General features: G+C 56.9%; 11 protein-coding genes. 9 read left to right on the forward strand and 2 right to left on the reverse strand.

What is annotated here, in order from left to right:
- The first annotated feature begins 285 nt into the window (after positions 1-285).
- Genes ygeW through arcC form a run of 5 tightly spaced genes read left to right on the forward strand, consistent with a single transcriptional unit; the run spans position 286 to position 6,291 of the window.
- Positions 286-1,476 carry a knotted carbamoyltransferase YgeW gene (gene ygeW / locus QCD69_RS10030; protein ID WP_301251890.1) on the forward strand — a complete coding sequence of 397 codons (1,191 nt, stop codon included), beginning with the start codon at positions 286-288 and terminating at the stop codon, positions 1,474-1,476.
- A gap of 43 nt (positions 1,477-1,519) precedes the next feature.
- Complete coding sequence (locus QCD69_RS10035) at positions 1,520-2,716, forward strand: diaminopropionate ammonia-lyase (protein WP_301251891.1); 1,197 nt, start codon at positions 1,520-1,522, stop codon at positions 2,714-2,716.
- Positions 2,717-2,732: 16 nt separating this feature from the next.
- Entirely contained in the window at positions 2,733-3,944 is a 1,212-nt protein-coding gene (locus QCD69_RS10040) for a YgeY family selenium metabolism-linked hydrolase (protein ID WP_301251893.1), read from the forward strand.
- A gap of 29 nt (positions 3,945-3,973) precedes the next feature.
- Entirely contained in the window at positions 3,974-5,362 is a 1,389-nt protein-coding gene (gene hydA, locus QCD69_RS10045) for a dihydropyrimidinase (protein ID WP_253457414.1), read from the forward strand.
- A complete protein-coding gene (gene arcC, locus QCD69_RS10050; protein ID WP_253457411.1) occupies positions 5,359-6,291 on the forward strand; it encodes a carbamate kinase in 933 nt (310 codons plus the stop codon). The genes hydA and arcC overlap by 4 nt, the downstream gene beginning before the upstream one ends.
- Positions 6,292-6,432: 141 nt before the next feature.
- Here the strand turns inward: arcC and QCD69_RS10055 are convergent, their stop codons facing one another.
- Entirely contained in the window at positions 6,433-6,555 is a 123-nt protein-coding gene (locus QCD69_RS10055; RefSeq protein ID WP_253457408.1) for an XdhC family protein, read from the reverse strand.
- A gap of 341 nt (positions 6,556-6,896) precedes the next feature.
- Between QCD69_RS10055 and ygfK the strand changes: the two genes are divergently transcribed.
- From ygfK to QCD69_RS10075, 4 genes are all read left to right on the forward strand, one after another.
- Positions 6,897-10,004: a putative selenate reductase subunit YgfK gene (ygfK, locus tag QCD69_RS10060; RefSeq protein ID WP_301251894.1), complete on the forward strand. Its 3,108-nt coding sequence runs from the start codon at positions 6,897-6,899 to the stop codon at positions 10,002-10,004.
- 2 nt (positions 10,005-10,006) lie between these two features.
- On the forward strand, positions 10,007-11,332 hold the full coding sequence (gene ssnA / locus QCD69_RS10065; protein WP_301251895.1) for a putative aminohydrolase SsnA: 1,326 nt from the start codon (positions 10,007-10,009) through the stop codon (positions 11,330-11,332).
- A 58-nt stretch (positions 11,333-11,390) separates the two neighbouring features.
- On the forward strand, positions 11,391-11,546 hold the full coding sequence (locus QCD69_RS10070) for a hypothetical protein (RefSeq protein WP_301251896.1): 156 nt from the start codon (positions 11,391-11,393) through the stop codon (positions 11,544-11,546).
- A gap of 148 nt (positions 11,547-11,694) precedes the next feature.
- Positions 11,695-13,026 carry a nucleobase:cation symporter-2 family protein gene (locus QCD69_RS10075; RefSeq protein WP_253457395.1) on the forward strand — a complete coding sequence of 444 codons (1,332 nt, stop codon included), beginning with the start codon at positions 11,695-11,697 and terminating at the stop codon, positions 13,024-13,026.
- 212 nt (positions 13,027-13,238) lie between these two features.
- Here QCD69_RS10075 and QCD69_RS10080 read toward each other — a convergent pair.
- Positions 13,239-13,452, reverse strand: a 214-nt coding sequence (locus QCD69_RS10080; protein WP_301251897.1) for a hypothetical protein, incomplete at its 5' end; no start/stop codon positions are given.

The raw sequence follows: 13,452 nt of genomic DNA on the forward strand, positions 1-13,452 counted from the left end.
GAAACAGCAGGCTTTATCATTTTGAGCGCTGAGAATCCAACGATCGCGTAACACCATACTCCGTCATGCCCTTGGCTGTCATGCCCGTTACCTTGCTCAAGCCCTCTTCATTAACCACATCGTTTTAAAATTGCTACATATCTCGCAAATTCGGCGACAGATCACGTTTTTCCGCCACCGATAGCCGCGTCTTCCACTCCTGGCACAGAAGTTGATTACAGCGGTCAGGCTTCCTGCCATGTCGTTAGCGGCAGGGATAACGTATCGCTATAAGGAATCGCTTAAATGGAAGAGACAGGCGCACTGCTACGGACCATTGGCCAGAGGAAAACTGGCCTGGCCAGTAAAGATTTTTTGCTTACCTGGGAGCAAACCCGCGAAGAACTTGAGCAAGTGCTGGATATTGCTCAGGTGATGAAAATCATGCGTGAGAAAAACATCGATACCCGGATTTTTAATAGTGGGCTCGGTATTTCAGTTTTCCGCGACAACTCCACCCGTACGCGTTTTTCCTACGCCTCGGCGCTGAATCTGCTGGGGCTGACGCAACAGGATTTGGACGAGGGCAAATCGCAGATCGCGCATGGCGAAACGGTACGTGAAACCGCCAATATGATCTCCTTTTGCGCGGATGCGATCGGCATTCGCGACGACATGTATCTGGGCGCGGGTAACGCCTATATGCGGGAAGTCGGTGCAGCGCTGGATGAGGGCTTTAGCCAGGGCGTTCTGCCCCAGCGACCTGCCCTGGTCAATCTGCAATGCGATATCGATCACCCCACGCAGTCCATGGCGGATTTGGCCTGGCTTAAAGAACATTTCGGCGGGCTGGACCAGTTGAAAGGCAAAAAAATCGCCATGACCTGGGCCTATTCGCCCAGCTACGGCAAACCGCTTTCGGTACCTCAGGGCATTATTGGATTGATGAGCCGTTTTGGTATGGAAGTCACGCTGGCGCATCCCGAGGGCTACGACCTTATCCCCGACGTGCTGGAAGTGGCCCAGCGCAACGCCAAAGCGTCCGGCGGCAGCTTCCGTCAGGTCAGCACGATGGAAGAGGCGTTCCGCGACGCCGATATCGTCTATCCAAAATCCTGGGCGCCCTGGCAAGTGATGCAGCAAAGAACCATGCTGCTGCGCAATCAGGATACCGCCGGACTAAAAGCCCTTGAGCAGCATTGTCTGCAACAAAATACGCGTCATCAGCAGTGGCACTGTACGGAAGAGATGATGAAGCTGACCCGCGACGGCAGCGCGCTCTATATGCACTGTCTGCCCGCCGACATCACCGACGTTTCCTGCGAGGCGGGCGAGGTCGCCGCCAGCGTTTTTGAGCGCTATCGCATTGCCACCTATAAAGAGGCCAGCTGGAAACCGTGGATCATCGCCAGCATGATCCTGGCCCGAAAATTTGCCGATCCCGCTGCCGTGCTGACCCGCCGCCTCCAGGAAGCGCAGCCAAGGATTAAATGCTGAAAAAACCACGGTTCCCGATCACTTTTTTGAGGAAAGGTCAGCTATGTCCAGCTTCGAGTTAAAAATGGTTATTGAAGACAACGCGGCATATGCGCCTGAACGGTCCGACCTGTTCAACCGCCGCACCGCCAGGGCCGCACGGGCTTTTCACAGCAAGCTGCCGGGCTATCGTCCGACTCCGCTGCTCTCTTTGCCCGCTCTGGCCGCCGCGCTCGGCGTTGAACAAATCCTGGTTAAGGATGAGTCGCAACGCTTTGGTCTGAACGCTTTCAAAATGCTTGGCGGCGCATGGGCTATTGCCCGCCTGCTCTGCAAAGAAACCGGCAGCGATATTAACGAATTTTCCTTTGCCGCCTTTCGTCAGCAGCAGCGCGTACCCATGACGTTTGCCACCACCACAGATGGCAACCACGGGCGCGGCGTTGCCTGGGCGGCGCGCCAGCTGGGACAACATGCCGTTATCTATATGCCTAAAGGCTCCTCGCCCGCCCGCGTCAAACATATTACCGACCTGGGCGCCGAGTGCATCGTTACCCAAATGAACTACGACGACACGGTGCGTCTGACCATGCGCAATGCCGAAAAGCAGGGCTGGAAAGTCGTGCAGGACACCGCCTGGGAAGGCTATCGCGAGGTACCCACCTGGATTATGCAGGGCTACGCCACGCTGGCGGATGAAGCCGTAGAGCAAATGCAGGCGCTGGGCACTTCGCCGACCCACGTTTTTTTGCAGGCGGGCGTGGGAGCAATGGCTGCTGGCGTGCTCGGCTATTTGTGCGACGTATACGAGGCCGCCAGCCTGCATGCCGTGGTCGTAGAGCCGGACAAAGCCGACTGTCTCTTTCGTTCCGCCAAACGGGGCGAAATGGTCAACGTGGGCGGCGAGATGAATACCATTATGGCCGGGCTGGCCTGCGGCGAGCCCAATCCGCTTGGCTGGCCGCTATTGCGCGGCTGCGCCCGGCAGTTTATCTCCTGCGAAGATCGCGTCGCCGCTTTGGGGATGCGCGTGCTGGGTAATCCGCTGGGCGACGATCCACGCATTATATCCGGCGAATCGGGCGCGGTCAGCGCAGGCGTGCTGGCTGCCGTTCTGCATCATCCTCAGTCGCAGGCGCTAAAAGAAAAACTCAGGCTTACCCCGGCTTCGCGCGTGCTGCTGCTCAGCACCGAAGGCGACACCGATCCTCAGCACTACCGGGAAGTGGTGTGGGAAGGAAAAGACGGCATTACCGCTTAATTAACAGGAGTTAACCATGAAATCCGTTCCGTTCGACGATATTCTTGCTCTGGCAAATAAATACCAGCCGGAAATGACGCGTTTTCTGCGTGAGATGATCGCCATTCCCAGCGAAAGCTGCGATGAAAAGCTTGTGGTCGCGCGCATACGTCAGGAGATGGAAAAAGTAGGGTTCGATAAAATCGAGATCGATCCCATGGGAAATATTTTGGGCTATATCGGCCACGGCCCACGCCTGCTGGCGATGGACGCCCATATCGACACGGTGGGCATCGGCAATCGCAAAAACTGGCGTTTCGATCCATACGAAGGCATGGAGGATAACGAGCTGATCGGCGGGCGTGGATCCTCGGATCAGGAAGGCGGCATGGCGGCAATGGTTTACGCAGCAAAGATCATCAAGGATCTCCGGCTGGAAGACGACTACACGCTGCTGATTACCGGAACGGTTCAGGAAGAGGACTGTGACGGCCTTTGTTGGCAATATCTTATTGAGCAGATGAATATCCGGCCCGAATTTGTCATCAGTACGGAGCCTACCGACTGTCAAATCTATCGCGGACACCGTGGCCGCATGGAAATACGGGTAGAGGTACAGGGCGTCAGCTGCCACGGCTCTGCGCCGGAACGCGGCGATAACGCGATTTTCAAAATGGCGCCCATCCTGACCGAGCTGCAGACGCTGTCCGGCAAGCTGGGCAATGACGAATTCCTGGGTAAAGGCACGTTGACCGTTTCGGAAATCTTTTTCACCTCGCCCAGCCGCTGTGCCGTCGCAGACAGCTGCGCCATTTCCATCGATCGTCGCCTCACCTGGGGCGAAACATGGGAAAACGCGCTGGAGGAGATCCGCGCTCTGCCTGCCGTTAAGTCGGCTAAGGCAGAAGTCTCGCTTTATACCTACGAGCGCCCTTCCTGGACGGGGCTGGTCTACCCAACCGACTGCTACTTTCCTACCTGGAAAGTGGAGCCTGACCACATCACCGTCAAAACGCTTAGCGCGGCCTATCGGGGCCTGTTTAAACGCGAGCCGGTGGTGGATAAGTGGACCTTTTCCACCAACGGCGTTTCCATTATGGGACGTCATGGCATTCCCGTTATCGGCTTTGGGCCAGGTAAAGAGCCAGAAGCCCACGCGCCGAATGAAAAAACCTGGAAAGCGCATCTGGTCACCTGCGCCGCACTCTATGCCGCCACGCCTTTGACCTGGCTACAGCAGCAGGCCTGACGGCAACCGGCGTCGACAGGAGGACGGGGATGAAAACGTTACTGAAGGGAGGCACCCTGGTAGATGACGCCGGGGAATACCGCCAGGATCTGCTGATCATGCAGGGAAAAATCGTTCGTCGCGCGCCGCAAATCGAGGCGGACGAAACCATGAACATTATCGACGCTCGTGAGCTACTGGTAATGCCGGGCGGTGTGGATGTGCATACCCATTTTAATATCGACGTCGGCATCGCGCAGAGCTGCGACGACTTTTTTGCCGGTACGCGCGCCGCAGCCTGCGGCGGTACCACCACTATTGTCGATCATATGGGCTTTGGCCCGCCAGGCTGTACGCTGCACCACCAGCTGGAGAAATATCATCGCGACGCGGTCGAGGCAGTTATCGATTACAGTTTTCACGGCGTGATCCAGCATGTGACGCCTCAAATTCTGGAGGAGATCGCGCCGATGGCGCAGCATGAGGGGATCAGCAGCTTCAAATTTTATCTGACCTACGATTATATGCTGCATGATGAAGATGTCCTGAACGTGCTGCAGCGCCTTAACGAAGCGGGCGCGCTGGCCACGGTGCACCCGGAGAACGATGCGGCCATACGCTGGCGACGACAACAGTTTAAGCAACAGGGGAAAACGGCGCCCGTCTGGCACGCTCACAGCCGTCCGCTGGCCTGCGAAGCGGAGGCGATCGCGCGCGCTATCAACCTGGCCAGGCTGGCGGACAATGCGCCTTTATATATCGTTCATCTCTCCAACGGCCTCGGGCTGGATTATGTCCGTATGGCGCGCGCCAGCGGCCAGCCGGTATGGGCAGAAACCTGCCCCCAGTATCTGCTGCTGGACATCAACCGCTACCTGCGGCCTGACGGGCTGAAATACATCCTCAGCCCGCCGCTGCGGCCATGCAGCGAGCGGGATAAATTATGGGTTGGTATCGCCAACGGCGCGATTGATACCCTGGCTACCGACCACTGCAATTTTCCTTACCGGCAACGCCAACAGATGGCGGCCAACGATTTTACCCGCTGCCCCAACGGCCTGCCGGGCGTAGAGAATCGCCTGGCCCTGCTTTTTTCCGAAGGCGTGATGAAAGGGCGTATCAGCCGTTCACGCTTTGTTTCGCTAACCAGCACGATGCCCGCAAAACTGTTTGGTCTGTGGCCGGAAAAAGGCAGCCTACAGCCCGGCGCGGATGCCGATCTGGTGCTTTTCGATCCCCGACGTCAGCAGATTATCCACCATGCCGATCTGCATGATAACGGCGACTATACGCCCTATGAAGGCTTCTGCTGTCAGGGCTGGCCGGTTATGACCCTTTCACGTGGAACAGTGGTCTGTCGGGAAGGCCGCTTTACCGGTCAGGCAGGACACGGCCGCTTTATTTCTCGCAAGCCATTTGTAACAGGGAGTCACCTATGAAAAAGAGGATAGTACTGGCGCTGGGCGGCAACGCGCTTGGCGCGGGGCTGATGGAGCAGATGCAGGCCGTGCAGAATACGGCGGAAACCATTGTGGCGTTGATAGCCGAAGGCCACGAGCTGGTGATCACCCACGGCAACGGCCCACAGGTAGGGATGATCCATCAGGCCTTTGAAGCGGCGGCCCACACGGCGGCGCATTCTCCGGTATTGCCGATGTCGGTATGTGTGGCGCTTAGTCAGGGATATATCGGTTACGATCTGCAAAACGCGCTGCGGGAAGCGCTGCTTAATCAGAACATGGATAAAAACGTGGTATCGCTGATCACGCAGGTGCGCGTGGACGCGCGCGATCCCGCTTTCACTCATCCCGACAAGCCGATCGGCTCTTTTCTGTCAGAAGAGGAGGCGCGCAAGCTGAAATCAACAGGGATGCTGCTGATGGAGGATGCCGGGCGCGGCTGGCGACGGGTAGTTGCCTCGCCCAAACCGTTGGAGATCGTCGAAGCGCGCGCGGTAAAAACCCTGCTGGAAGCCGGTCAGATTGTGATTACCGCTGGCGGCGGCGGCATCCCGGTGGTCGCCCAGGGAAATCATCTACAGGGCGCAAATGCCGTTATTGATAAGGATCTTGCCAGCGCGGTGCTGGCTCAGGATATCGATGCGGATATGCTGATTATTCTGACCGCGGTCGAAAAAGTTGCTATCGATTTCCGTAAGCCGACGGAGCGCTGGCTGGACACGCTGACGCCGCAGGAAGCTTTGCACCATATTACTGATAATCAGTTCGCGCCAGGCTCGATGCTGCCGAAAGTCGAAGCGGCCGTCGCGTTTGCCGAATCAAAGCCTGGCCGTCAGGCCCTGATTACGCTGCTTTCTAAGGCCAGAGAAGGGATTGTTGGCCAGACCGGCACGCTTATTCAACAGTAGCGGCAGAGCGCGCATCGGCGGCTGTTTCAGGCCTGCCCTGCCGCCGATGCGTCGGATCGGCGCGGCCACAATGCTTACCGCTATCTCTTCCGGCGCCAGATGTTCAATCATTCCCCCTCCAATCGTCCCGTCCGTTTTGCCCTATTCTCGCACCAGCATGGTGGCTACGTGACGCGGTGCAGAGCCGCGACTCTCGACGACATGTAATAGCGTAAAAGCGCGGTTTTCCTTCCCCAGACGGCTGGCTATAGCAGACAGGCTCACCTCCTTCTCCTGAGTGTGGATCTTTTAGTCTGCTGCAACCGTTGCGCCGCTTTTTTCAGCGCGCCGGGCAACCGGCCAGGGCAAGCCTTCTCATAATGAGAGCTTACGTTCTTATATTGCGAAGATTTCCCCATGTCGCGCCAGGCCTGGCCATTCTGGATGCTACTCATTCTCACTACCTGCTTTTCTACGGGCAGGCAGACGATGATTTTGCGAATAGTGTCACGAAACCTGCATGAAAAGACATCGCTAAACGCCTCTGGCTCACTTGTTGCTACGCACTGACAAAACTGCATTTGTTTACACGAGCGGCATCGCTCAGCAGCATTAAGGAGCTACTTATGGGTGACATCATGCGTCCCATCCCTTTCGATGAACTTTTGATGCGAACCTGCGCGGAATATCAAGAGAATCGTTCGATTTTCGGCATCCCGGAAACGGAATTTTATCAACGGGATCCGCGTCGCCAAATCGCTTTGTTTGGCGAAAGCTGCGACACGCCTGTCGGCCCGGCCGCCGGGCCGCATACGCAGCTGGCGCAAAATATCATCGTGTCCTGGCTGACCGGCGGCAGTTTTATCGAGTTGAAAACCGTGCAGATCCTGGACAGGCTGGAGCTTGAAAAGCCCTGTATTGATGCCAGCGACGAAGCTTTTAACACCGAGTGGTCCACCGAATTTACGCTGAAGAAGGCCTGGGACGAATACCTGAAGGCCTGGTTTATCCTGCACCTGCTGGAAACGATTTATACGCCACGGCGCGACGGCGCAAAACGCTCTTTTATTTTTAATATGAGCGTCGGCTACGACCTGCAGGGCATAAAGCAGCCCGCTATGCAGACCTTTATCAATGAGATGCTGGACGCCGCTCAGAATGAGAAATTCGCGCTTTATCAACAAAAGCTGCAGCGTTTTATTACTCAGGGCGACTGGCAGCTGCTGCAAAAAGCCCAGCCCGCTGATTTACAGGCGTTGCCCGCACGCATTTCCAGCCGCATGGTCAACAGCGTGACGCTTTCCACCATGCATGGCTGCCCGCCTGACGAAATCGAGTCTATTTGTCGCTATATGCTGACAGAGAAGCAGCTGCACACCTTTGTTAAGCTGAATCCCACGCTGCTGGGATATCAGCGCGTGCGTCAGATCCTCGATAACAATGGTTTTGACTATATCGAGTTGAACGAGGCGTCTTTCAGCCACGATCTGCCGCTTGGGCAAGCATTGGGAATGCTTGAAAGATTAATGGCGCTGGGGCGGGAAAAACAGCGGACTTTCGGTGTAAAACTGACCAATACGCTGGGCGCTCGTAATCATAAGCATCGCCTGCCGGGCGAAGAGATGTATATGTCGGGGCGCGCCCTCTATCCGCTATCGATTAACGTTGCGGCGCTGCTTTCAACCCATTTCGCCGGCAGGCTGCCCATCTCCTATTCGGGCGGTGCCAGCCAGTACAATATCGCCGATATTTTCGCGACTGGCATCCAACCGATCACCCTGGCTACCGACCTGCTCAAGCCCGGCGGCTATCTGCGGCTGAAGACCTGCGCGCAAATCCTGGAAAACAGTCAGGGCTGGGAACGCCAGTGCATCGATGTTGCCGGGCTGCAAAAGCTGGCTGATGATGCCCTGTCCGCCCAATGGGCGCAAAAGTCATGGAAATCTCGCGAGCAGATAGACGTAGGCGGCCCGCTGCCGCTGACGGATTGCTATGTCGCGCCCTGCGTCACCGCCTGCGCTATTCATCAGGATATTCCGGAATACCTGCGGCTGGCGGGAGAAGGCCGTTATGTCGAGGCACTGGATCTTATCTATCAACGCAATGCGCTACCGGCCATTACGGGCCATATTTGCGACCATCAGTGTCAGAACAACTGCACCCGACTGGATTACGACAATGCGCTGAATATTCGGCGTATCAAAAAAATTGTGCTGGAAAAAGGCTGGGAGACCTATCGTCAACGCTGGCACAAACCGGCAGGCTCGGGCGATAAACACCCCGTTGCGATCCTGGGTGCCGGCCCGGCAGGGCTTGCCGCCGCCTTTTTTCTGGCGCGGGCGGGCCATCCGGTTACGCTGTTTGAGCGGGAAGCCACGCCAGGCGGCATCGTGCAGCATATCGTGCCGCGTTTTCGCATTCCGGCGCACCTGATTGAGCAGGACATTCAGTTTATTGCCGACCACGGCGTGAGGTTCGTTTTCAACTGTGACCCTCATCTGACGCTTGAGCAGCTTCGTCAGCAGGGCTTCCGCTGGATCTGCATAGGTATTGGCGCGAGAAAAAGCAACGCGCTGTCGCTGGCAGGCGGCAATCCGCACGTGTTCGACGCCTTTGGCTTTTTGCAGCAATTTAACCAGCAGCGAGTCGATCCGGCTATTCAGGGCGATGTGGCGGTAGTCGGCGCGGGCAATACGGCAATGGACTGCGCCAGGGCCGCGCTGAAGGTGCCAGCCGTGCGATCGGTAACGCTGCTTTATCGTCGGGAAGAGCGGGATATGCCCGCCTGGCCGGAAGAGATAGCGGAAGCCAGGCAGGATGGCGTGCAGTTTATGACGTTGGTGAATCCGGAAACTTTTACGCCTGACGGAGGCCTGACGCTGCGAGTGATGCAGCCCGGCGAGCCTGACTCACAGGGGCGCCGTCGTCCGTTAGCCACATCACAAACGCTGAACCAACGCTTTGACGCCCTGATAGCCGCTACCGGAGAAAAACCGGACGGCGAAATACTCCGGCAAATCGGCCTGCCGCTCTCCGCTTCCGGGCAGGTTGACGTTGACCCGCATACGCTGGAAACCAGCCTGCCGAACGTTTTTTTAATCGGCGACGTACAGAGCGGCCCCGCTTCGGTCGTGGCCGCAATTGGCGACGCCCGTAAAGCGACCCGCACTATCCTCCAGCGGGAAAATATCCACTGCGACGACGAGCACAAGCGCTGGCTGAACAGCAATCCCCTCACCATTTATCAGCGACGCGGCATTGTTGCCGTACGGCAGATTGATGCAGACGACCAGGAAGCTTTTGCCAGGCAGGAAGCGGCCCGATGCCTGGAATGCAACTACGTCTGTGCGCGCTGCGTTGATGTCTGTCCAAACCGTGCCAACGTCGCGCTTGCCGTGCCGGGTTTCAGCAGTCGTCAACAGATCCTGCATCTGGATGCGCTTTGCAACGAATGCGGCAACTGCGCACAGTTCTGCCCGTGGCGGGGCAAACCTTATCAGGACAAGATTACCCTGTTCAGTCGTCAGGATGATTTTGACAACAGCAGCAACCCCGGATTTTTGTTGGATAAGCAGAGCGTGCGGCTACGCCTGAACAACCGTGTCTGGCAGCTAAACGTTGACGACCGGGGCGAAATCACGGAAGCGCTGCCTGAAGACTTAAAGACAATGGCCCGCATCATCAGCTACACGCGTCAGCAGCATTCTTATCTGCTGAGCAGAGTGGAGGAATAACCATGCTGCTGCTAAAAAACTGCACCCTAATAAATTTCAATCCCGCCCGGGTTGTCGAAAACGGTGATATCGCCATCGATGGCGAAAAAATTATTGCCGTCGGCGGCGATTTGTCGGCGGATTATCCTCATGCGCAATGCAAATATCTGCACGGCAAACTGGTTATGCCAGGGCTGGTCTGTGCGCATAATCATTTTTACTCCGGCCTCTCGCGGGGGATCATGGCGCCGATAGCGCCCTGCCCGGACTTTATCTCTACGTTAAAAAACCTCTGGTGGCGGCTGGATCGCGCACTGGATGAAGAGTCGCTCTATTACAGCGGCCTGATCTGTTCGCTGGAGGCCATCCGCCACGGCTGCACTGCGGTTATCGATCATCATGCTTCGCCAAATCTTATCAAAGGATCGCTGGCGATCCTGCGGCGCGGCTTTATTGAAGCCGGACTGCGCGGCATGACCTGTTTTGAAACCACGGATCGCAACGGCGGCCTGAAGGAGCTGGAAGCAGGCATCGCGGAAAATATCGATTTTGCCCGGCTGATTGACGCCCGGCGAAACGATAGCCTGGAAGAGCGCCTGGTGGAATGCCATATCGGCGCGCACGCTCCCTTCACCGTGCCGGACAGCGGCCTGACGATGCTGGCCGAAGCGAAGCAGGAAACGGGGCGCGGCCTGCATATCCACGTAGCGGAAGATCGTTACGATGTTTCACACAGTCACGACAGATACGGCATGGATCCTATTGCCCGCCTTGATAAATTCGGCCTGCTGGATGAGAAAACGCTTATCGCCCATGGACTCTGGCTCTCGGCCGATGAGATTGCGTTGCTGAACCAGCGTAGCGCCTGCCTGGCGCACAATGCGCGATCCAACATGAACAATCATGTCGGCTACAACCATCATCTGGCTGATTACCAGCTGGCAGCGCTTGGCACCGACGGTATCGGTGCCGACATGTTTGAGGAGCTGAAATTCGCTTATTTCAAACACCGGGACGCGGGCGGCCCGCTCTGGCCTGACAGCTTTTTGCGCATGTTGCATAACGGCAATATTTTGCTGGAGCGTAATTTTGCCCAACCTTTTGGTCAGCTGGCGGCGGGCTATACCGCCGATTTGACCATCTGCGACTACGTTTCACCGACGCCGTTGCAGGCGGAAAATCTCGCCGGGCATCTGGCTTTTGGACTTAACAGCGCGGCGGTGCACAGCGTCATTATCGCCGGCCGGCTGGTCTATGAAGATCGTCAGTTCCCCTCCGACATTGCACCGCTCTATGCGCGGGCGCGCAAAGCCGCAGCCAGGCTGTGGCAAAACATGGCAAAGCTGTAGATCTGTACGCCTTCGAATCGTAGCCGGGTGCGTTCCCGGCCGTAAGGGAGATACATTAATGAACGCTTCTGTCGCTCATCCTGAACCGCTTCCGGTTTCTGCGCCGCCTGTCGATCGGGTATTGCCCGCCGGACACCCGACCCTCTTTGGCCTGGAGCATGTGCTGGTATGCCGTGCCGCTGGCCATCGGCACGGCGTCTGGCATAGCCGGTAAACGGATTATCGTGTCGTCCGGCTGCGCTTTGGTGGTCTGTCGCTTTGCCACCTCGCTGCCGCCGCAGCATTTCTTCCGCAGGCAGTGTGAAATCGCGGCCTGCAAGGCAGACAGTAACGGGGCTACTCCCCGATAAAGGACAACTGTTATGAGCATCGATCGCGTCAGGCCAGAAGATACACTTTATCCGGTAGGCAAATCCTTTGTCTGGGGATTGCAGCACGTATTGACGATGTATGGCGGCATTATCGCGCCGCCGCTGATTATCGGCTCGGCAGCGGGGCTGCATGCTGCCGAACTGGGCATGCTGGTCACGGCTGCGCTGTTTGTCAGCGGCTGTGCCACCTTATTGCAGGCGCTGGGCGTGCCCTTCTTTGGCTCCCGTTTGCCGCTGGTACAGGGCGTCTCTTTTGCGGGCGTGGCGACCATGATGGCGCTGGTGGCGGGAGACGGTGGCTTACCGGTAGTGTTTGGCGCAGTAATAGCCTCGTCGCTGATTGGCCTGCTGATTGCGCCGCTGTTTGCTCATGTCATCCGCTTCTTCCCTCCCGTCGTTACCGGGACGGTGATTACGGTCATCGGTCTGTCGCTGATGCCGGTTGCCGCCCGCTGGGCGATGGGTGGCGATGCCGACGCGCCGGAATGGGGATCGCCAGGCAATATCGGGCTGGCCGCGCTGACCTTAGGTCTGGTGCTGCTTTTTCATCGCGTGGGTAATGCCGCGATGAAAAGACTGGCCGTTCTGGCGGCAATAGTTCTGGGCACGCTGTTTGCCTTTGTCAGCGGCAAAGCGCATTTTACTGATGTCCTGCACGGCGAGATGATAGCGCTACCGGGTATCCTCAGCTTTGGGCTGCCGGTTTTTAACGTAGCGGCCATTCTGTCCATGACGCTTATCGTGCTGGTTCTGCTGACGGAAACCACTGCCGGACTGATCGCTATTGGCGAGATTATCGACACGGAGGTCGACGGCAAACGTATCGCCAGCGGTCTGCGGGCGGATATGTTAGCCAGCGCGCTCGCGCCGCTGTTTAACTCCTTTCCACAAAGCGCATTTGCACAGAACATTGGTCTTGTTGCCATTACCGGCATCAAAAGCCGCTATGTAGTGGCGGCGGGCGGCATTATCCTGGTGCTGCTTGGCTGTCTGCCCGTGCTGGGTCGGATAGTCGCAGCCGTTCCGGCTCCGGTACTGGGCGGTGCGGGCGTGGTACTGTTTGGTACCGTGGGGGCATCCGGTATTCGTACGCTGGCAAAAGTCGATTATAAAGACACGATGAATTTGGTAGTGGTAGCAACGGCTATTGCGTTTGGCATGATCCCCATTGTGATGCCCACGTTTTACGATTGCTTCCCGGATTGGATCAGAACGATTTTCCACTCCGGCATTAGCGCCGCCTGCGTGGTTGCCGTGCTGCTGAATATTGTGTTTAACACCATCAAAGGAACGCCAGACGTGCAGGAAAGTCAGTCCGGCTGAAAAATTCGTACAGCTAAAACCGGGTAGCAATTAACCTGAGGCCGCTATTTCTGGCATCTTATCCAGAGAGCAGCCAGCTGCAGAGGCTGGCTTCAGGAAAGAATAAATATTAGCCCCTGCGTATCGCCATGCTGTCAAAGTTGTGACGCAGTATTTTGATACCGATAGCCTGTGCCGACATATTTATATTCATTATCCCTGACCGACACGGCTCAAACACGACCAGGAGCGACTGAGTGCGTGACCCGTACCGGCAAGCCATATCGTTTAGCGGAAAAACGGTCAAAACGGTCAAAACGGTCAAAACGGTCAAAACGGTCAAAACGGTCAAAACGATCAAAACAGTCAGGATGGCCAGAACAGTCAGAAAGGTCAGAAAGGTCAGAAAGGTCAGAAAGGTCAGAAAGGTCAGAAAGGTCAGAAAGG

Origin of the sequence: Erwinia sp. PsM31 (assembly GCF_030433775.1) — a bacterium.
GTDB classification, from domain to species: Bacteria; Pseudomonadota; Gammaproteobacteria; order Enterobacterales; family Enterobacteriaceae; genus Erwinia; species Erwinia aeris.

Bases quoted from the DNA above. Each gene is read 5' to 3' on its own strand.
- ygeW (WP_301251890.1), top strand. From the start codon at position 286: ATGGAAGAGACAGGCGCACTGCTACGGACCATTGGCCAGAGGAAAACT.
- QCD69_RS10035 (WP_301251891.1), top strand. From the start codon at position 1,520: ATGTCCAGCTTCGAGTTAAAAATGGTTATTGAAGACAACGCGGCATAT.
- QCD69_RS10040 (WP_301251893.1), top strand. From the start codon at position 2,733: ATGAAATCCGTTCCGTTCGACGATATTCTTGCTCTGGCAAATAAATAC.
- hydA (WP_253457414.1), top strand. From the start codon at position 3,974: ATGAAAACGTTACTGAAGGGAGGCACCCTGGTAGATGACGCCGGGGAA.
- arcC (WP_253457411.1), top strand. From the start codon at position 5,359: ATGAAAAAGAGGATAGTACTGGCGCTGGGCGGCAACGCGCTTGGCGCG.
- ygfK (WP_301251894.1), top strand. From the start codon at position 6,897: ATGGGTGACATCATGCGTCCCATCCCTTTCGATGAACTTTTGATGCGA.
- ssnA (WP_301251895.1), top strand. From the start codon at position 10,007: ATGCTGCTGCTAAAAAACTGCACCCTAATAAATTTCAATCCCGCCCGG.
- QCD69_RS10070 (WP_301251896.1), top strand. From the start codon at position 11,391: ATGAACGCTTCTGTCGCTCATCCTGAACCGCTTCCGGTTTCTGCGCCG.
- QCD69_RS10075 (WP_253457395.1), top strand. From the start codon at position 11,695: ATGAGCATCGATCGCGTCAGGCCAGAAGATACACTTTATCCGGTAGGC.